The organism is Mucilaginibacter sp. P5_A4, assembly GCF_056400605.1.
This window is the reverse complement of record NZ_JBFUKX010000016.1, coordinates 90,412-112,154: the sequence shown is the minus strand read 5'-3', so window position 1 is coordinate 112,154 and position 21,743 is coordinate 90,412. Positions and strand designations below refer to the sequence as shown.

At 39.7% G+C, this 21,743-nt stretch carries 18 protein-coding genes; all 18 read left to right on the top strand.

The features are described 5' to 3' along the window. Window positions 1-9 precede the first annotated feature (9 nt). The gene (locus AC1DQW_RS12290; protein WP_477454349.1) at window positions 10-657 is read left to right on the top strand and encodes an FkbM family methyltransferase; all 648 of its coding nucleotides are present in this window, start codon (window positions 10-12) and stop codon (window positions 655-657) included. A gap of 28 nt (window positions 658-685) precedes the next feature. Then, window positions 686-1,297 (top strand): Pvc16 family protein, encoded by a 612-nt coding sequence (locus AC1DQW_RS12285; protein ID WP_477420916.1) that lies wholly within the window; start codon window positions 686-688, stop codon window positions 1,295-1,297. 19 nt (window positions 1,298-1,316) lie between these two features. Beyond that, complete coding sequence (locus tag AC1DQW_RS12280) at window positions 1,317-2,369, top strand: hypothetical protein (protein ID WP_477454348.1); 1,053 nt, start codon at window positions 1,317-1,319, stop codon at window positions 2,367-2,369. 17 nt (window positions 2,370-2,386) lie between these two features. Then, entirely contained in the window at window positions 2,387-3,919 is a 1,533-nt protein-coding gene (locus AC1DQW_RS12275; RefSeq protein WP_477454347.1) for a phage tail sheath family protein, read from the top strand. Between the two features lie 46 nt (window positions 3,920-3,965). Then, a complete protein-coding gene (locus tag AC1DQW_RS12270; protein WP_477420919.1) occupies window positions 3,966-4,397 on the top strand; it encodes a phage tail protein in 432 nt (143 codons plus the stop codon). A 15-nt stretch (window positions 4,398-4,412) separates the two neighbouring features. Then, a complete protein-coding gene (locus tag AC1DQW_RS12265; RefSeq protein ID WP_477454346.1) occupies window positions 4,413-4,946 on the top strand; it encodes a phage tail protein in 534 nt (177 codons plus the stop codon). Between the two features lie 3 nt (window positions 4,947-4,949). Beyond that, window positions 4,950-5,108, top strand: a complete 159-nt coding sequence (locus tag AC1DQW_RS12260) for a DUF5908 family protein (protein ID WP_477454345.1) — start codon at window positions 4,950-4,952, stop codon at window positions 5,106-5,108. Further along, window positions 5,108-5,842, top strand: coding sequence for a CIS tube protein (locus tag AC1DQW_RS12255; RefSeq protein WP_477404823.1), 735 nt, complete (start codon window positions 5,108-5,110; stop codon window positions 5,840-5,842). The genes AC1DQW_RS12260 and AC1DQW_RS12255 overlap by 1 nt, the downstream gene beginning before the upstream one ends. Then, window positions 5,835-7,721 (top strand): type VI secretion system tip protein VgrG, encoded by a 1,887-nt coding sequence (gene vgrG / locus AC1DQW_RS12250; RefSeq protein WP_477454344.1) that lies wholly within the window; start codon window positions 5,835-5,837, stop codon window positions 7,719-7,721. Before AC1DQW_RS12255 ends, vgrG begins: the two co-directional genes overlap by 8 nt. Before the next feature lie 3 nt (window positions 7,722-7,724). Continuing rightward, a complete protein-coding gene (locus AC1DQW_RS12245) occupies window positions 7,725-7,976 on the top strand; it encodes a hypothetical protein (RefSeq protein ID WP_477454343.1) in 252 nt (83 codons plus the stop codon). Between the two features lie 22 nt (window positions 7,977-7,998). Continuing rightward, the gene (locus tag AC1DQW_RS12240) at window positions 7,999-8,430 is read left to right on the top strand and encodes a GPW/gp25 family protein (protein ID WP_477420730.1); all 432 of its coding nucleotides are present in this window, start codon (window positions 7,999-8,001) and stop codon (window positions 8,428-8,430) included. Further along, window positions 8,427-11,597: a hypothetical protein gene (locus AC1DQW_RS12235; RefSeq protein WP_477454342.1), complete on the top strand. Its 3,171-nt coding sequence runs from the start codon at window positions 8,427-8,429 to the stop codon at window positions 11,595-11,597. The genes AC1DQW_RS12240 and AC1DQW_RS12235 overlap by 4 nt, the downstream gene beginning before the upstream one ends. A 77-nt stretch (window positions 11,598-11,674) precedes the next feature. After that, complete coding sequence (locus tag AC1DQW_RS12230; RefSeq protein WP_477454341.1) at window positions 11,675-14,299, top strand: hypothetical protein; 2,625 nt, start codon at window positions 11,675-11,677, stop codon at window positions 14,297-14,299. A gap of 4 nt (window positions 14,300-14,303) precedes the next feature. Further along, complete coding sequence (locus AC1DQW_RS12225) at window positions 14,304-17,174, top strand: hypothetical protein (protein WP_477454340.1); 2,871 nt, start codon at window positions 14,304-14,306, stop codon at window positions 17,172-17,174. A gap of 2 nt (window positions 17,175-17,176) precedes the next feature. Next, a complete protein-coding gene (locus tag AC1DQW_RS12220; protein WP_477454339.1) occupies window positions 17,177-18,646 on the top strand; it encodes a contractile injection system tape measure protein in 1,470 nt (489 codons plus the stop codon). Next, window positions 18,640-20,013, top strand: a complete 1,374-nt coding sequence (locus AC1DQW_RS12215) for an ATP-binding protein (RefSeq protein WP_477454338.1) — start codon at window positions 18,640-18,642, stop codon at window positions 20,011-20,013. The genes AC1DQW_RS12220 and AC1DQW_RS12215 overlap by 7 nt, the downstream gene beginning before the upstream one ends. Before the next feature lie 12 nt (window positions 20,014-20,025). Continuing rightward, window positions 20,026-21,177 (top strand): eCIS core domain-containing protein, encoded by a 1,152-nt coding sequence (locus AC1DQW_RS12210; protein ID WP_477420724.1) that lies wholly within the window; start codon window positions 20,026-20,028, stop codon window positions 21,175-21,177. After that, on the top strand, window positions 21,178-21,636 hold the full coding sequence (locus AC1DQW_RS12205; protein ID WP_477454337.1) for a hypothetical protein: 459 nt from the start codon (window positions 21,178-21,180) through the stop codon (window positions 21,634-21,636). Window positions 21,637-21,743 lie beyond the last annotated feature (107 nt).

Sequence of the window (21,743 nt, the reverse complement as noted above, 5' to 3'; positions counted from 1 at the left end):
TCTGATACAATGAACGATGTTTTAGAAATAGCCTATCGTAAAGATACCGATGATGACCGCTGGGTGATTCCGGAAGTTATTGACCAGGATATGTATTGTATAAAAAGCCTGTTAATAAATCTCAAGCCAGCTAACCCCTGTTATATTGTTGATTGTGGTGCTCATATCGGTGCTTTCTCCATCATGTGTGCACAGTACCTGGCAAATGTTGAAGTTATTTCATTTGAACCCAACCCGGATAGTTTCATGTATTTAAGCCAGAATGCAAACCGGTTTGGGAAAATACAAGCGCTTAATAAAGCTGTTTCAATTGCCGATGGAATATTAAATCTTTATGCTCCCGATCAAAGCGATTGGAGTGGAAGGTGGACAACGCTGCCCAACTCAAATGGGTTTTTAACGGTTGAATCTGTGGGGTTATTTTCTTTTATCAATAAGCTGGATAAAGAGGTTTTTATTCTGAAACTGGATGTGGAAGGATATGAAGAGTTTTTAGTTGATGAATTAAAAGACGGAGACTTGAAAAATGTACAGGTTATAGTAGTTGAAACCCACACCAATAATTTTGATCATCAAAAACTTATAGACTACGGTTACAGCCTGCTATTTAACCCGGGAATATCATCAGCAAGGCAATTTGTTTACACACGAAACTGAGAAACAGCTGTTCATTTAATTAAAAAATATGTTAAGGACCGCATTTGAATTTCTGTCGGATGAACTTAACGCTTATATCAAGCGAAAAGATTCAACAAACTTCGGCAATGAGGATATTGTTGTGCTTTCGTCATTAATGAACCCCGATGGCACATTCGCGGTTTCGACCGAAGGGAGTGACGTATCAAAAGTTATCCTGACACTTGTTAACCTGGAGGAAGACCGGATAGCTGATTCACAATATAACTATCAAAAAATTGAAGATCGTATCCAGGTTGTCAATCCACCTGTAAATATTAATGCATTTGTTCTTTTTTCGGTATTTGCTAATAATTATTCTACTGCATTAAGGCTGTTATCATATGTAATGGCGTTTTTTCAAGGCCACCAGGTTTTTGATAGTGATCAGTATCCTCAAATAAATGCCAAAGTGGATAACAATAAACCATGGCAAAAGGTGGGGCGGTTGCTTATAACACTTCACTCAACAACTTTTGAACAGCAAAATAATCTTTGGGCTGCGCTGGGGGCAAAATATATGCCTAATGTGGTGTATAAAATAAGAACCATCAGCTTTATTGATTACGAACCTAAGATGGAAACACCGCCGATTACCGAGATCACAATTTCTGATAATTAAAAATGTAGCTTTTATTACAATGATAAAAATTAAGTACAAGACGCTTTTTACATTGGAATTTGCCCATACATTCTATAAATCTGGCAAAAGTCCTGATATAATAATGCAGCCTTCGGCCAGGTGTGCAGTGCTGATAAAATCATTAGGGCTTCACTTTTTACCAACCACATCCGGCGGAAAATTATTTGCAAAGGTAGATGCTGTTGCGGGCAATGATATTATTAAGAACCCCTTGCCAGATGGTACAAAATTTACTTTTTTATTGAAACTGCGAAATGGATTATTTGAAAATATTACCAAAATAAATTTGCTTAAAGCGCCTACAAGCCATTACTATTTTAACAACCAGGTTAATAATATGTCGGCTGCTAATGTTCCGCTGCTTGTAGCCAATACAGGCAGTAAAATAGTATCAGATGCCGATTTGCTTCCTTTTGTAAACGGTAGTTTTTCATCAGTTCAAAACAGTACGGCAGGTACGCAAAACGGCGAATTGAATTTTATTGATAGTAATGAAAAGTTGCAACAGCAATTAAACAATTCAAATAATTTATTTAATTATTCTTTTGATCTTAATAAAGCATCTGGTGGAAGAGTCCTTTTTTTAGTTGACGGCACAGAGAAAGCCACTTTCTATTCACTTGACCCGGCCGAAATGTCTGACGTATTTGGAGTGGTTGAAATATTTTACAAAGCTGGTTTAAATAGCAATTACCAGTTCCAGGGTATTGATAATTCAATTACAACTGTAAATTATAAAATTCCGTTTGCTAACCGAGCAACCAAATGGCGCTATATAATTACCAGGAAATTTAACCCGGCAATCACATCGGTAAGTGTGGCCAAAACAAATGGTTCTCCTATAAATTTTAGTTTACTCGGCGGTTCTCCTGCAGGAACATTTATTGTTATATCAAACAATGCGCTTCCATTATCAGAAGAATCTGTAGCTGGCATAAAATTAAAAGACAATACAAATAAAGTGCTGATAGCCAACTTACCAAACCCACCTCTAAATCTCATAAAAACAGAAGGAGCAGATACCTTCTCAGATATTTTAATAACCATTTAATTAAAAAAAGTACCACCATGGCAGATGTATTTAAAACTCCCGGGGTTTACATTAAGGAAATCCCAACGTTTCCACCTTCGGTGGCAGAAGTTGAAACCGCAATTCCTGCATTCATCGGATACACCGAAAAATCAAGTTTCAATGGCAATGATTTTGGGAAACAGCCGCAACGAATAGGTTCGTTGTTAGAGTATGAACAGTTATTTGKGCTTGCTCAAAAAGAAACGGCAATAACGGTAACCATAACAGATGTAAATGCTGCAAATACTGTTACCAGGACAATTAATGCGGCCATTAACCCGACCACAAGCTCTAAATACAGGATGTATTATGCGCTTCAAATGTATTTTGCAAATGGTGGTGGCCCTTGCTACATTGTTTCGGCAGATAAGTATAATGGAGGAGGCGTTAATGCCACCAAATTAACGGATGGTTTAGCCGAGATTGCAAAGGTTGATGAACCTACACTATTGTTGTTTCCTGATGGTCCATCACTGCCCTCAACTAACTATTATTCAGTTATTAATAGTGCGCTAAATCAATGTTTTACATTGCAGGATAGGTTTACCATTATAGATGTTAAACAGTCAAGCGGTACAATAAATGATATCAACTCATCGGCAGATGACTTCAGAAATGCTGCTACGTTAGGCAGTAACCTTGATTTAATGAAATATGGTGCAGCTTATTTCCCTTACCTGCAAACTATATTAAGCTATAGGTTTGATGATGCCGACGTAAATATCACTTATATAGTAAACGGGGTTGAGGCAACTGATATTGGCACCGGTAAAATCAGCCTGGCATCTATTTTAAATCCACCTGCAACTTTAAAGGTTTCGGTTCGTACCGGGCTTAACCTGCAGAAACCGGCGCCAACTGTACCTGCATCGCCTCCGGCGGCACCACAGGTTGCAGGTAATTCCGAATTATATAACCTCATTAAGCTGCAGCTGCAAAATTTAAATATTCTTATGCCTCCTTCATCGGCAGTTGCAGGTGCTTACGCCGCGGTTGATAGTTCAAGAGGAGTATGGAAAGCGCCGGCCAATGTTACGCTGGCATATGTAAATTCTACATCGCTTAAAATTTCTTCCGAAGACCAGATGTCGTTAAATGTTGATCCTACTTCTGGCAAATCTATCAATGCTATAAGGTATTTTACGGGTAAAGGAGTAATGATCTGGGGATCGCGCACGTTGGCCGGAAATGATAATGAATGGCGATATGTGCCTGTACGCAGGTTCTTTATTTTTGCCGAAGAATCAATTAAAAAAGGTACAGAATGGGTTGTTTTTGAACCAAATGATGCCAATACCTGGGTTAGAGTTAGGGCAATGATTGAAAATTTCTTGATAAAGCAATGGAGGGCTGGCGCACTTGCCGGGGCAAAGCCAGAACAGGCATTTTTTGTAAGAGTAGGACTTGGCCAAACCATGACAGCTCTTGATATTTTGGAAGGGCGAATGAATATTGAAATTGGTATGGCCGTAGTACGCCCTGCCGAATTTATCATCCTGAAATTCTCTCATAAACTACAGGAATCTTAATCAATTAAAGGTTATCAAAACCTAATCAAACATAAAAAGCAAAAACATGGCAAATTATCCATTACCAAAGTTTCACTTCAGAGTAGAGTGGGGCGGGTCGAACATAGGCTTCTCTGAAGTAAGCGGGTTGAACATCGAAAATAAATTGATCGAATACCGCGACGGAGCTTCGCCCGAATACAGCAAAATTAAAATGCCGGGCATGCGCGAATTTAGCAACATTACTTTAAAAAGAGGAGTATTTGCAGGTGATAATGAATTTTTCAACTGGTTAAATACCATTTCATTAAATGCTGTTGAAAGGCGGGATATCACCTTAACCCTGCTGAATGAAAAGCATGAACCGGTAGTTGTGTGGAAAATTAAGAATGCATTCCCTGTGAAAATTCAAAGTACCGACCTGAAAGCTGACGGAAGCGAAGTGGCTATTGAGCAGCTTGATATTGCGCACGAGGGTTTGGTTATACAAAACGGTTAAACTAATTCTGTAATTATGAGCCTGATTAGTGGTATTGTAGATGGTTTGATCTATCCACCCCCGGGATTCCATTTTTTGGTGGTTATTGAAATGTTTCCACAAACTCCCCAGGATATCCGGTTTCAGAGTGTAAGCGGATTGAGTGTCAATATCCCAACCGAAACCATTGCCGAAGGCGGCGAAAATCGGTTTAAACATCAGTTTCCGGGTGTGCCGCAGTTTAATAAGCTGGTTTTAAAACGAGGGCTGTTCCTGGGGTCTTTTGTTAGCCATTGGGCACGCAACAGCATCCAAAACTTTGAATTTGATCCTAAAAACGTGCTGATAAGTCTGCTGAATGATAATCATATCCCGTTAAACGTGTGGCATGTTTTTAATGCATATCCTACAAAGATTGATATTTCTGAATTTAATGCCGAACAGAATACCCTTGTAATTGAAACGCTCGAACTTACGTATCAGTACTTTAAACCAATGGGCCTTGATGATCTTGTGGCAGGGGCCGTGGGGGCTGTTGCCGGTGCGGTATCAGGTTCTGTAAGCTTTTAAATTATGCCAATTATAATTAACGAAATCGAAATTTCTGTAACTGTTTCTGATAGTAATTCAGCAGGCAGTACCGGATCTGGTGATGGCTCTTTAAAGCAAGAGATCATTAAAGAATGTATTGAGCAGGTTATGGAAATTCTTGATAAAAAAAATGAACGCTGATGCTGGATATACTCAGTGGCTTATTGCCAGGTAAAGAAGCTCAAAAGCTCAAAATTGAATCATGGACCGATATTAACAGAAATGGCCCTGCCGAGAAGAAGTTTACTGCTTTTATTAATCCTGATGAGTTTACACTTAACTACACGGTTATAACAGAAAGTAACAATGCAGCTGGCGCTAACGGAAGCGCCGGGGGCTTTCTTGGTACCAGGCCCTTAGAAGTAGCTTTAAAGTTTTTTCTTGATGGTACAAATGCCAATGGTGTAAAATTAGATGTTCCGGCTAAAATTAAAGAGTTTTATGAGGCGGTGGGTTATGATGGTAAAAAGCACCGTACCTGTTTCCTTAGGATAACATGGGGGCACCTTACATGGTTACGTACCAATCAGTATGAGTTTGATTGTGAGCTTAAAACCACCTCGATACAATATAAAATGTTTAAAACCGATGGCACGCCATTGCGCGTTATCATTAATGCAACATTTGCCGAAAAGCTTCCGGCCGCAGTAAGACAGGCAGAAGAAAGAAATTCATCGCCAGACCTAACACATATTCGCATAGTTAAAGAAGGTGACACCTTACCGGCTATGGTACAAAAAATTTACGGCGATTTTAAATATTATCTTGAAGTTGCCAGGGTAAATAATCTTAAAAACTTCAGGGATCTGCAGCCCGGACAAAAATTGATTTTTCCGCCTTTCGATAAAAATGTAAAGCCAACCAGCAATGCCTGAAGAAAGAATTATTCCTGCGGTTAACACTGTAGCCGAATTTAAAATATTAATTAACGGCACCGAAATTCCCCGGTCAGTGCCTAAACTTTCGGTTAACGTAATGAAGATGGTAAATAAAATATCATCTGCAACAATTGTAATTCAGGATGGTGAGGCTTCTAATGGCGAATTTCCATTAACCGACGGGGATCTTTTTACTCCCGGTAACGAGATGGAGATAACAGCCGGCGATCCGGATAATAGCTTTAGTATATTTAAAGGAATTATCATTAAACAATCCATCAAAATAAGAGAATCGGTATCGCCAAACCTGATAATTGAATGTAAACACAAGGCCGTAAAAACAACTATAGGGCGTAAAAATGCATATTTTCATGATCTTACTGACGCTGATATCATCAGCCAGGTTTTAGAAAGTGACGGCTTTTCGTCTTCAGATCTGGAAATTGAATCAACCGATGTAACGCATAAGGAAATGGTTCAGTATAACAGCACCGATTGGGATTTTGTATTGAGCAGGGCCGAGGCTACGGGCAATGTTATAATTACAAACGATGAAAAAATAGTTACTAAAAAACCAACCGTTTCCGGAGACGCCAAACTTTCATTACTGCATGGTGCAACCGTTATGGAACTTGATGCAGAAATGGATAGCAGAAACCAGTTTACAGCGGTAAAAAGTGTTTCATGGGATATGGCTAACCAGGCAAATGCCGAATCGGATGCTAATGACCCTGCCAACCTCGAAGAAGAAGGGACACTTTCAGTTAATGACCTTGCCACGGTTGCCGGTCCGGATGATTTTGTTTTAAATCATTCGGGTTCAATTACCTCAGAAGAACGCCAGGCCTGGGCCGATGCGCAATTATTAAAATCGCGCCTGTCAAAAATAAGGGGCAGGGTTAAGTTTGATGGTATTGCCACCATAAATCCCGGCGATGTTATTGAGCTGCACGGCCTTGGTGATAGATTTAACGGAAAAGCTTTTGTTAGTGGTGTCAGGCAGGATTATTCAACAGTTTCCGGGTGGAAAACCCAGGCGCAGTTTGGCCACACGCCAGATTGGTTTATGGAAGAAAATACAGTTACCGCTCCCAAAGCAGGCGGTTTACTGCCGGGGGTTGTGGGGCTGCATACCGGCATTGTAACAGATAATGAAGATCCGGATGGTGAACAAAGGGTAAGAGTGAAAATGCCGTATATAAATGCCGATGATGATGGTGTATGGGCAAGAATAGCCCTTACCGATGCCGGTAACGAACGTGGAATGTTTTTTAGACCAGAGGTTGATGATGAAGTACTTTTAGGTTTTTTATATGACGATCCACGTCAGCCCGTAATTTTGGGTATGCTGCACAGCTCAAATAAGGTGCCGCCAATAAGTCCTACCAATGATAATTTTAAAAAGGGATATACTTCCAGGGAAAAACTGAAACTAACCTTTGACGACGAAATAAAGGAGGTTGTTATAGAAACCCCCGGAGAAAATAAAGTGATCATCAGCGATGATAAAAAGGGGATAAGACTGGAGGACCAGAATGGCCATATCATAACAACCGAGCCATCGGCCATTACTATTAAAGATTCAAACAGCAACCAAATAGTTATTGATGTAAATGGCGGACTTATTACAGTAAAGGGGAATACCAAAGTAATAGTTGATGCGCCGCAAATAGAATTAGTAGATGGTGCAGCGCATCCGTTGGTTTTTGGAGATGAATTGCTCACTTATCTTAACCAGATAGTTAACATTTATCAAACCCATATGCATCCCGGCGAGCTTGCTTTGGGGGCATTACCGGTAACTCCTGCACCACCTGTGCCGCCAATGCCGCCACCAACTCCGTCTTTATTGTCGGTTAAAGTAAAAACAGGTTAAAATATGGCGCTTAAAGCAGGTTCACCATCAGATTTTTCGGGCAGCATGGCCGAGGCTATACAAACTGCATTTAACAATCATTACCCCGAGGTAATGGGAAGTGCGGCCCCGCCGCCAAGTAAACAGATGCAGCTTTTATTTGTAGCCGTGGCCGAAGGTGTGATCAATCACCTTAAGGCACACCCCGAGGCTTTTAAAGTTAAAACAACTTTCAACGACGGAACGCTTTACGATGGCACCGTTGAAATTTCCTGACCTGTAATAAAATCTCTTGAAAATGGATAAGCTTAACAATGTTTCTGAACAGTCATTTTTAGGTAGGGGATGGAGTTTTCCTCCAACTTTTTCAAAAATAACCAGCCAGGTGTTAATGACCGCCGATGAGGCGGACATTAATAAGAGTTTAGAAATATTGCTTTCAACCACCATAGGCGAACGTTTCCTTCAACCTTTATATGGCTGTAACCTGGATGATTATGTGTTTGAAGCCATGAATGCGTCGACAGAAACAGCTATTAAAGTAACTGTAAAAAACGCGGTATTGATTTTTGAACCCAGGATAAAACTATTAACTATTGAGTTGCTGGATGATTTTTTATCAGAAGGGAGAATTGATATACTGGTTGATTACGAAGTGATCAATACAAATACCCGGTTCAACCTGGTATATCCGTTTTATTTAAACGAGGCTAATAACAAATCGGCATGAGTACTAAAGCCATTGACTACAAAGTGATTCTGAAACGCGATGGGCAAACTCAGCAACAGCGTATGCCCCAATTGCTGGATCCGGCCCTTGTGCCGGTTGATCAGCGAAGTAAGGAGGATCTGTATAAATACGTTCAAAAAGTAGCAAAGCTGATCAAGTTTTACGATCTGAATCCCGCTAACCAAAAGCTGATTGAAAATGGTACCTGGGATAATTTTTTTGATAAAAGTATTGACGAATTGAATGACCTGGCGGCAAATGCTTCCCTGCCTCCTCATATTGCTTTGTTGGATAGCTTTTTTGAGCTGATGGAGCAGCCCAAAGCGTTAATGAATACCCTTACCAGGCGCCATCTTGATTTTTATTACCAGGAGGTTTTAAAGCTGGGTAAAAACGCACCCGTGCCAGATAAGGCGCATGTTATTTTTGAGCTCAAAAAAAATACTGAAGATACCTTGCTTACAACAAACACAGCCTTATTGGCGGGCAAGGATGCTGCTAAAAAAGATCTTAACTATATCTTAACACATGATATTGTAGTTAATGAATCAAAAGTGGCGCAGTTAAAGTCACTTTATGTAAACCAGGTAAATAAAAATTACTTGCATCATGCACCTATAGCCAATTCAAAAGATGGCCTGGGTGCGGTTTTGGATCCATCAAACCCTAAATGGAATGGTTTTGGGAGTTCAGATCTTCCGGTGGCACAGGTTGGGTTTTGCCTTGCAAGTGATATTTTAATGATGAAAGAGGGTAACCGTAATGTTTCGGTAACCCTAACTGTAAGAAACCTGGATGTTTCTGCCAAAAACGCCGTGTTAACAGCCAATCTTTTTAACATAAGTATAACAGGCGAAAAAGGATGGATAGGACCTAAGCTTTCATCAGCTACCATAACTTCGGCAGATAATCAATTGTTCAGCGTTAAATTTACTTTTAATGTAAGTAAAGATGAACCCGCTGTAATTGCCTATAATAAGGCAACACATGGCAGCAATTTTGATACAATTCATCCAATACTGCAGGTGCTTGTTAATACCGATAAATATGATTTTGGGTATCGTAATCTTATTAATGCCGAACTTGTTGATTCAACAATCGAAGTTAATGTAACCGGCATTTCTTCGCTCAACCTTGAAAATGACTTTGGAACGTTGAATGCCAAAAAGCCATTTACTCCATTTGGGCCGCTATCTGATAAAAATTCAAACTTTTATATCGGTCACCAGGAAACCTTTTCAAAACGATTGAAAGAATTTTCGCTGGATGTGAACTGGAAAAATATTCCGGATTCAAACCTGGCGTCGTATTATGCTAACTATAACCAGTCAAATAATGGCAATGGCGATTTTAATGCAATAGCAGCCTTTAAAGATGGTTTTTCGTGGCAGGAGCAATATAAATCTGTTCAGCTTTTTAATACCTCAAATGCACAGGCGGCAACAACCTGGAAGTTTACCAATCCTGCATTTCCCGTTTTGTTTCCGCTATACGTTTTACCGCAGTTTGTAACGCCTTATTATATAAATCCAGGCCAGTCAATACAGCAAACGGTAACCAATAAAATGTCATACCTGTTACCTGGTTTTTCAAACTTACAGGCTAAAACCAATTTTGTAAAAGCTAAATCGTCTTTAACACTCCAGTTGTATAAACCCGTTCTTCAGCTGCTTCTTGATGTGTACAAAGATATCCGCAAGGGACAATTGCAGCTCCGTTTAGATCATAGTTTCCTGTTTAAAGATTACCGTGAAAAATACACAGCAGAAATTTTAAGATACAGCAGGGACGGGGGGACGTTAAAACTTCCGTCAGAACCTTTTGCTCCCGAAATACAATCCATAACCCTAAATTATACGGCAACTACAGCCAAAATTAATTTTAGCGGAACCACGCTGAATGATTACGTAAATGAAGAAATTGAATTTTTTCAATACGGAGCATTCGGACAAATGCGTGAACATGCCTATACACGCAGCAAACATAGTTTTTTAAACAATGCCCTGGTAAAACTGGTGCCCGAATATATTGACGAGGGGACATTGCAAATAGGCTTAAGCGGCCTTTATGCCCAGGATTCTGTATGTATGCTTTTCCAGGTGGCCGAGGGTAGCGCCAACCCGGATAAACCCAAAGTTGACATTACATGGAGCGTACTTTGCGATAATTATTGGAAAACCCTAAGCAACGAAGATTTTATTTTTGATACAACAAATGGTTTATTAACAAGTGGCGTAATAAAAATAGTTGTCCCTCCCGAAGCAACTACCTCCAACAGTATTTTAGCAGATGGTTTATTATGGTTTAAGGCTGCCATAAAAAATGATAGTGACGGGGTTTGTAACTTGCTCGATATACAATCAAATGCAGCCATCGCATCTTTTAACAACCAGGATAATGATCCATCGCACCTGGTGAATGCTATGCCGCCCAATAGCATAACAAAGCTTAAAAATGATAACGGTGGTATCAAAAAAGTAACGCAGCCATACGCATCTTTCGGGGGCCGCTTAATGGAGGACGACCAGGCTTATTACATTAGGGTAAGTGAACGGTTAAGGCATAAAGAAAGGAGTGTAGCCATATGGGATTATGAAAGGATGATCCTAAATCATTTTCCTATGGTGCACAAGGTAAAGTGTATTAATCATGCTACAACTACTTCTTTTTATGCACCGGGTAATATCCTGATGATTGTGGTGCCCAATTTAACAAATCGCAACGCGGTTGATCCCTTTAAACCTAAGGTTGATAAAAACACCCTCGATCAGATTTATACATTCCTCACGCGGCATTCATCTGCCTGGGCTCAATTCCAGGTAATTAATCCTTTGTATGAACCCGTGAAAGTATCAGTAAAGGTTAAACTGAAAAAAGGATATGAGTTTAATTATTACGAAAAAATAATCGATCAAAAAATTCAGGGCTTTTTATCTCCCTGGATATCTGACGCTGGTAACGACCTCCATTTTGGCGGCAAGGTAACCAAGTCGATGATCATTAAATTTTTAGAAGACCTGGAATATATAGATTACCTGACCGACTTTTCGCTGTACAAATATTCACCGGATAAACAGGCGTTTGGCCATAATGTTGAAGTTGCCGAGGCATCAAATCCGGCATCTATACTGGTATCGGCAACGCATCATGATATCAGCAACTACTGATACTGCATTTGTATTCGCCTCTCATTATTAAATGAGCTACAGCTCAATCATTTCTAAATTGAACAACAAGATAACCCATGAGTGATGTACTAACTATTTCATCGCAAAAACCGCAAAACAGCGCTTTTGATTTTGAAGAATTAAGGAGGGTTGGCGTTGACCATATTGAAAAAACTGCATCCGCTATCTGGACAGATTATAATATACACGATCCGGGTATTACTACGCTTGAATTGCTTTGCTATGTAATTACCGATTTAAGCTACAGGGCAAATAACAGCATCCCCGATTTGCTTGCTACGCCTGCCGATACAAAAGCGAATAGTCTCAAACATTTCTTTTCGGCCGGTAAAATATTCCCCAATAAACCGGTAACAATTAATGATTATCGCAAATTGCTTATCGATATCGTAGGTGTTAAAAATGCCTGGTTGCAAAAAAGAATCATTCCAATTTTTGCGGATATCAGCCTTAAAAAATTACAATTTACACAACCTAAAAGCTTAAAATGGGAGCCGGTAAACGTGCAGGGCTGTTACGATGTGCTTATTGAGTTTGATACCAACGTTGCCGAAGTAAATAAACAGGTTATTAAGAATAACGTGGGTAAGGTGCTGATGCAAAACCGTAACCTTTGCGAAAACTTTTTAGCCATAAACGAGGTCGCCAAACAAGAATTTCGTATTTGTACAGAATTGGAGCTGAAGCCCGGAGCAGATCCGTTTGATGCTGTTGCCCAGCTTTTTTTTAATATTCAATTATACCTTACACCACTAATAAAGTTTTATTGGCTCAAAGATCTGTTGGCGCAGGGTTATACAACTGATGTAATATTTGAAGGGCCAATGCTTACGCATGGCTTTATTAAAGAAGAGGAATTAATTAACTCCGACCTTAAAACAGAAATTCATTTATCTGATATCATGCAGCAGATATTGAATGTTGATGGCGTAACTAATATTCTTGATATCATTTTTAACCCGACAGACCAGGTAACCGAACTGCCAAACAAATGGATAATCCCGGTAGCAAAAGGTAAGCAATCGGTAATCAATATCCTCGATTCCAATATTTTGATCTATAAAAATGGGATTCCGCTACGGCCAGATTTGAACATCATTAAAAACAGGTTTAATAAGTTGATGAGCGATTACATAGTTGGCAATGACCTGGTGTTAACCGAAGATATTGCCTTTGATAGCGGCAGCTTTATTGATACCGGTAACTACTATTCTTTTCAAAATCACTTACCCAAAAACTATGGTATCAGCCACTGGGGACTGCCCGGCGATGCTACAGACGAACGCAAAGCGCAGGCGAAACAATTGCAGGGGTATTTATACTTTTTTGATCAGCAATTGGCAAACTACGTGTCGCAGCTTTCACATTTAACTAACCTGTTCTCGGTAAACCCCGAATCAGCTACTTATTTTACACAAGCAGTAAAAAGCTTTAAAAATGCCGATGCGTTATTTGTAAATAAAAATACAATAAGCGCGGATGTTCAGTCTGCTGCTGAGGATAAGCTTACTTATTATAAACGGAGAAATTTATTTTTGGATCATCTGCTTTCACGATTTGCCGAATCATTTTTTGATTATGTGAATGTGTTGTATTCAGGGTTTACCTCAAACCCTAAAGATGTTATAAGCCCCGCAGTAGTAAATCCTGATGATATTATCCAGGACAAAATTGATTTTCTTAAAAACTATCCAGAATACAGCTCCAAACGGTTCTGTGGATATAATTATACCGATGCCGGTAAAATATGGGATACCGATAATATAAGCGGACTGGAGAAAAGACTGCAACGGTTGCTGGGCTTTGATAACATTAACAGGCGCAACCTGGTGAATTTAAATACTGCTATTCAGCATGGTCTTAATGCAGCTAATAATGATGAATATTGGTTTCGTATTATTGATTACCGTGCCGGAAAAATCCTATTGGAGGGTGCTGTAAAGTATCCCGGACAGGAAGAGGCAGCGTTTGACCTGGATGATGCGCTTACTTTGCTTTATACCCCTTCAAACTTAAAAATTGTTAAAAATGCTGATAACACTTTTTCGTACCAGCTTTTAAATGCAGGTAAAATTATAGGCGTAAGTACCACAAAATATGCATCGGCTAAAGCTGCCGGTGTTGATACCGCAACGCTGTTATTGTTGGTAACAAAGACAAGAGCGGAGGAGGGAATGTTTTTAATTGAACATTTATTGCTTTTACCTAACCAGGAAGTTCAACCACCTGCAAGCCCGCCATCATCACCTCCGGCAGCATCCTATGATGGCTTTTTGCCTATTTGTGTTGATGATAGCTGTAAAAGTTGCGATGATAAAGATCCGTATTCATTCCGCATTAGCGTTGTTTTACCAGCTTACGCTCCCCGTTTTCTTAATCTTGGTTTCAGGCAGTTTAGCGAACAAACTATCCGGATGGAAGCTCCTGCTCATACTTTCGTAAAAATATGCTGGGTTAGTAACGAGCAACTGGTGGAATTTCAGGATGCATATAAAGACTGGCTTAAAGTTAAAGCGGGTATAGCCGCCGATGTTGGTAATATCAAATTAAACAGGTTCATTACCATTTTTACAGCACTAAGAACAGTATACCCGGTTGCACGTTTGGAGGACTGCAAAAGCAGCGAAGAACGTACACTTTTTTTATTGAATCAAAACGCATTGGGAACACTTAAAACATAAAATTATGGGTAACGTACTCGATAACATCAGTAAAGACAATACCCGCTTTACTATTTTTGAAAACGACCAGGTATTAACTGCCGATCAGTTAAATGATTTGTTTAATTACCTGGATGTTCAAAACCGGCTAACCCGCACGCAGGCAATCGGGGTTGGTATAATTGCGGGTCTCGAGATAGGGCTGCTGGAAAACAAGCACCTTGTGGTATCAAAAGGTGTAGCCATTACCACAGATGGCGACCTGCTACAGTTTGAAACCGACCAGGAGTTTGATCAGTATGATACCTTCGAGGATAAAAATGCAAAGTATCCTTACTTTCACCTGGATAATGACAAACCTATTCCAATGTTCGAACTTCGCAACAGCAAGTTAGTTGGCTCAGTACCGGGTAAAGATCTGTCAACGCTTGAGGGTACAACCAGCACGGCATTTAAGGATTATGTAGGTATACTGTACCTGGAAGATTATGATAACGATCCGGATCTGTGCACAGGAACTGATTGCGATAACAAGGGTATAATTGCAGTTAAGGATCTTAAGGTTTTGCTTGTTCATAAAAACAACGTGCGCACACTTTTACAAAGCATGCCATCTATGAATAAGGATTATTTTTCGCTTGATGATCTGAATATTCCCAGGGTAACTGTAAGTACTGCAATTGATACTTATGCCGAGCTGAATGCGTCTTTTAATAATGTGCTGGCGGTTAAGGATGATATAAAAAATAAGTTAACAAAGGCCTACCAGGTATGCCGGCTTATTGTAGAGGATGAGTTTGACAGCGGCGACCCAACCACAAACTGGGGAACATTGCTTGATCAGTACTTTACTGCCGCAACAACTACGTCAACCCAATATGTATATGATTTTGCAAGGGATATAAGCTATGCTTACAATGAAATGCGCGAAAGCCTTTTCTCCAACGATATGCTGATCTCTCCGGATGTTGATCTGTTTCCCAAACATGTATTGCTTGGTTTGATCAGAGATGCAACCGTAAAGAATCCAATTGTTGTTTTTCCCGACATCAGGATACCCATAAGAGAATTGCCTACAACCAGGACAATAGCAATAAATAGTTTGCTGAATCCGCGGGTTAGTTTATTGAGCAATATACGTTTTAACCTTGGCACCCTCATTCGCAGGTTCAACCCGGTATTGATCGATCTGGAATACCGCCATCATTTTTATGAGTCGCCAATTTTGAATAGTAACGATGAGTCTGATGAGCTTACCCGGTTTTGCTTTATGCGAATACACAGCATGATCACTAATTTTAAGGTGCCAACTGCTGCTGAGCTTCAAAACCTTGATCGGGGCTTTAAAATTACGCCAAGCCTTTATGAGGATGCCGAGTTAGGTAAAAGAAGTATTCCTTTTTACTATAGATTTAATGCAAATTTACCATTAAACCTATACTGGAATTTTAAGGCAAACAACCGGAAAAGAGAAAATAAAATACTCTCATATTCTGCCGGTCAATATGCCCCAAATGATGCAGCAACTTTTAACCCCCTGTTGTTTAATATTTTGCCCTATAACTTCTTCAGAATTGAAGGGCACATTGGGTTTAAGCGGGCAGATGTTGAAGCTGTACTTAATAAAGTGATCTTAGATAATAATTTGCCAATAAATATTCAATCTGTCCAGGTTGAGAAAAAGCTGGAAACCATCCCGCCCAGGGCCTGGTATTTTCCACATTTATATATGTACGAAAAATCAATAAAGAGCACTTTTATTGACAGATTGGATAATGCTGATATAATAAATGATAACCTCCAGACTAAAGACCAAACCGTGCCGGTTACTGAGTTTAAAACAGCAAGGCAAAGTGTGCTCGATAATAGTCTTGACATTGCTAACCCCAAATTTAGTCTCCTGAGTTACCGTTCTGCTGTTTCAAATGTAATCACTGCTGCCACCAATGTGAAAGCTCAAACCAAACAATATACCTTTTCAAATACTGCAATTCCTCATGATTTTATTCTTAATTCTGATGTTATCAGGAAAACGGATGTAATTTCAGGTATTTACCAGGATTCTCTTGTAAAGAAAAAAACAGGGCTTATGCTGGGTAACTTTATGAAAGACAATCCCGGGCTTGAACACGCCGGTGGTGTTTTACGCGGGGGGACTTTTGTATTGGTATATACAGCCGATGATCAAATAGTAATAGCTGATTTCATGCTGCCATATGCCAGCATTGATAAGGATATAGTGCCCAACCCGCCGGTTTACACACCGCTGCCTTTGCCATTACCAGGCGGTATACCGATTATTCCTAAATTTCCGATAGATAATATATTTGAGCTTAAACCAAATTATATAAAACATTTTGAAGCCAGTATACTTCCTTATGCCAAGGGAACCGACATTGATGATGCCGTAACTAAAAAGGTAGCGTCAACAATTGATCTTAAAATGGCCGTTACAAATGCCAGAATTGACAGCATCGCGCCCCAGATAGCCAGCTTTAGCACTCGGTTGGACGATAATTCATCGCTGTTTAAAACAGTGCTTACCACGGATGCCAGTATAAAAACGCTCCCAACAACCGGTTTAACTTTTGCCAACCAGGATCTTACAGCCGAAGTAGAGAACTTCCGTCAAAAACAAATTGCGGTGCAGCAACTTGCAGCTAATGATCCTACCAGGGTTGAAAAGGAAACCGAGCTTGTGAAAGCAGCAGATGCTATAACTGTAAAACTAAATGATCCGGCAATTACAAGTGATGTTAATAGCGCGGTTGCAGTAAAAAGCATTTTAGCCGATGTACACAGCGGTACAAGCCTTGTTCAAGATGCCAATTTACAAAAACAGGTTACTGCGATAACTAATCGCGCAAATGTTATAACCCGGGGCTTTAATAAATAATTGTGAACGGAGATGTAATAATATGTAAACAAAAGATCAGGATACAAGCCTGTAATGAAAAACTTGCGTTTGATTGCAGGCAGTATATAAATGAAATAGCTAACCACGAATTATTGAGGATGCTTGAGCGGGTATTTCATCAAACCATGAGTTCTGGCAATATTTTGAAAATAGATTCACTTAAAATTGATCTTGGTGTGATACCGGCAAATGAATTTAACGACAATTTTATAAGGATAGCCGAGCAAAAAATAATTAACGAATTGGTAAAGCAATTTGAAGCCAGCCCGCAAAGTATACAAACTCAGGCATCAACAGCACATGAACCGGGAGCTTCTTTACAATATGTTGATCAAAAACAACAAAATGGTTCGGCATTGTTTTTCTTTTTAGAAAACGGGCACTATCCCTGGTGGTTCAAAAAGGATCAGAGACAGACGCCAGCCGAACTTCTTGCCGGGCTGGATACTGCCGGGCAAAACAGCCTCCTGCTTAAGCTCATATCCAAAACACGAAATTCATCAGCAAAAGATGTTGAACAACAGATAAAACGCCTGGTTGATTATCTTGATGATACAGCTTGTAATAATTACATTGTTCAAATTATTGGCTTACTTAACAATGCTGCGGTTAAAGTAAATGTGGATATGCTCCTTAACCCAAAGGAACAGTTTATATCCCTTTTTAAGATCTCCTTAAAAGTATTTTATGAACAGGTGTTCAGCTTTGTTTTATTACATACTGATGAAAGCAATTTCTTTAAAGCGTTTTTAAATAAATTGATGAGCTTATTCCCGGTTAACATCCATGAAATGAAAAACAGGATTAATACGCTTGATGCAGATAAAGCTTTATATGAATCGGTAATACAAACAATTAATTTGGCTGATCCTGCTGAAAGGTTAAAAACTAATGCAGAAACCAGCCTGAACAAAAAAAAGCCTGTAAACAATAATACTCAACTTAACAGCGAAGGACTATATGTTGAAAACGCTGGCCTCGTTTTGCTTCATCCATTTTTACCTGCTTATTTTCATGGTTTAAAGCTTGTTGATGAAAAGAACCAGTTTGTATCTGTAGAAGCGCAAACTAAAGCGGCTGTATTACTTTATTATCTGCAATGTGGCGACGAAGAATATAAAGAATGGGAAATGGCGCTCAACAAAATTTTATGCGGATTGAATACCAGTGAGGTTATTGCAAACGGCATTAAACTAACAGAAAATGAAAAGGAAGAATCGGGAGTATTGCTGCAAACTATTATTAACCATTGGGGGGCATTAAAAGGACCGGGGATTGCGGCACTACAAAATACTTTTATACTTCGCGAAGGAAAGGTGACCTATAAAAATGATCATTGGTTAATACAGGTTGAACGAAGCGGCTTTGATGTTTTGCTTGATCGTTTACCCTGGGGTATCGGCACAATAAAGCTTCCTTGGCTTAAAGATTTAATTTATTGCGAATGGTAGGCGAGGCCCCCTTATTAAAAAAGGACGCGTATCATTTAAACGCGTCGGACCTGCTTGACGAGATCATGTGGTTTCAAAGTGTGCTTCAGGCTCGCTTGAAGAGCTATTTGGGCGAAGAGTCGGCAATAGATTCAGTTTATAGTATAACTCCACCAGAATTATCAGCCGGTAAATCTGTTTACAATGAATTTATTGAGTTTTATAAATTAACATTTTCTGAAAGGCTGGTATTAATGCTTGCCTTATTGCCGCATATTTGCCCACAAGTGCTTGATGCATTTTTTACCCGCAATCAATCTAAAGATCGTGGCAATACAGAGTTTGGCGGGTTGAAGGGAACGGCGCACAGCGGCTTTTTACCCACCGGCGAAACGGCTTTGTTTTTACTTGCCGGTAATGATCTCAGTAAACGTTTTAAAGCCCAGCAGATATTTGATACCGATCATTTGTTTAGGGTTCATAATATTTTATGGCTGGCTTCTTCGCCGGCAAATGAGCCCGTATTTAGTGGGCAATTATTAATTAATGACGAATATGTAGATCTGTTTACCACCGGCACACTTCGTAAACCCTCGTTTAGTATGGATTTCCCGGCCAAAAGGATCACTACAACTCTTGCCTGGGACGACCTGGTGCTCGACAGGCATACCATGCAGCAATTAAATGATATAAAAATATGGCTGGAGCATGGTAAAACACTCATGAATGAGTGGGGAATGAAAAAACAGTTAAAACCGGGATATAAAGTATTATTCCATGGTCCGCCGGGTACGGGTAAAACGCTTACTGCCGGTCTGTTTGGCAAGCTTGCCGGAGTTGATGTTTACCGGGTTGATCTGTCAATGGTTGTTTCAAAATACATTGGCGAAACCGAAAAAAACCTCGAAAAAATATTTGTTAAGGCAGAGCATAAAAACTGGATATTATTTTTTGACGAAGCAGACGCCTTATTTGGCAAAAGAACTTCCATCTCAGATGCTCATGATAAATATGCTAACCAGGAAATTGCTTACCTGCTTCAGCGGCTTGAAGATTATAACGGCCTGGTAATTTTATCATCAAATATGCGCAGCAATGTTGATGAAGCTTTTGGCCGCAGGCTTCAATCTGTTATTTATTTCCCGGTACCTAAAAGCCATGAGCGTTTTGCACTATGGCAAAACGCGTTTAGCAATAAAACAACTTTATCAGATGATATAGATTTGTATGCCATTGCCGATAAATATGAGCTTGCAGGAGGTTCAATCATAAACGTTGTTCAATATGCATCCCTTATGGCCCTGCATCGCAGAGAAAATGTGATACGCCAGGCTGATATATTAGAAGGCATAAGAAAAGAATTCAGGAAAGACGGAAAGACTATTTAAAAAGGAGGAAGTATGTTTGCTACAGCTAAAAATACAGATATTCAAGCAGGCACCGGATCATATAATAATGAGGAAGCAACCATGGGGAATGATCTTTCTGTTCAACCTAAACTAACGGTAGGAAGTTCTGATGATCATTATGAAAAGGAAGCCGACTCAATGGCCGACCACGTGATGAATACACCCGACAATACGTTTGTTCAACGTAAATGTGCTGAATGTGAAAAAGAAGAAGAATTGCAAAGGAAACCGTTGGCCGGCGATGTGACACCACTGATCCAGGCAAAAGGAGACGCAGGCGTTGCAGTAAGCGAATCAACCTCAAATTCAATTAAATCGTCTGTAGGCAAGGGTGTAGCTCTTGATCAGCAAACAAATTCATTTATGAGTAAACGTTTTGGTCGTGATTTCAATAATGTGAAAATCCATTCAGATGGTGAATCGGCTAAACTTAGTAACAATCTGCATGCAAAAGCATTTACTGTAGGGAAGGATATATATTTTAATCAGGGCCAGTATCAACCAAACTCAAACAACGGCAAACATTTGCTGGCGCATGAATTAACGCATACTATTCAACAGAGCGATAGCGCACAAAGGGTGCAAAAATTAGATCTTTCACTGCATTCATTTAACAAAGGCACATGTGGCGAACGAGATGTTCAATGGGTATTTGCATTGAGCAGTCCTGCACCGGATGATGGTTACATTGTTCAACATATCAGATCATTAGAAACTAAAGCCGATTGCCCATCGGATATTAGTTATACAGAATTGGCGCCAAAATTAGAGTTTTGGGAAGCCTGGAAAATAAATAAAGGTGACAAACTTGACTGGACAACTGTTAGAGATGCCTGGACAGATGGAAGTACGAGACCGCCGCAACCTAATACCAGCGGAACACAAACCTCATTAGGAACCATTAAATTTTTTACCAAGGCTGTAACCGGAGACCTTGGAGATTTTAATGTTGCACCGGCAGGAAGCAGCAGCTGGGGGCCTGGTAAAGAGCCAACAAGCGGCGCCTTACCCTCAACTAAATCCGAACCTTCGTGGTTTAACGGGGCTGCAACAGAAGGGCCAGCCTCGCGCTGGGCAAGTTCATGGTGGAATTGCTGCGGTGAAGAAAGTAAACATTTTAATAAAGTTGATTCAAAGCCATAAATGGAAAATGCAGTAAGCAAGGCAAAAGAACTCATAAGTAAATTAAAGCCCTGGAAAGACGGAAATTTTACCAATGCAGACTGGGCTTTATATTTTGAATGCGCCCGGCTTATACAAAAAATGGGTTCGCGTGATATTATTCACCTTTTTGAAGGTGAAAGGAGCATATTTACTCATAAGGATAATAATGATGTATTGCAGTCACGGCTGTTTATTCTTTTAAGAATCATTTTTGATTTGCCTGTTAACGCAGATATTTCATTAAGGAGGTCTTTTAAAGGCTGGGAAAACTGGCCAAACGAAGACAAAGAAAAGCAAATTAACCTAAGTTGGCCGGTCAATTGGAAAGACGGTCAGCCTTATATTGAAGATACTTACCAGGGCTCAATGGGTAAGCCCTATGCTTTGATAGATGAATTTAACTACTTCAAAAGCTTATTTAAGTATCGGAAGATCTGACAGGTTTTAACCGGCGGAGTCTTTTATATTGCCACGGTGGGGATTATGATCTGGCTTGCGTCGCTGTTTTAAAATTGAATTTTTCCTGGTTATATAATTTCATTAAT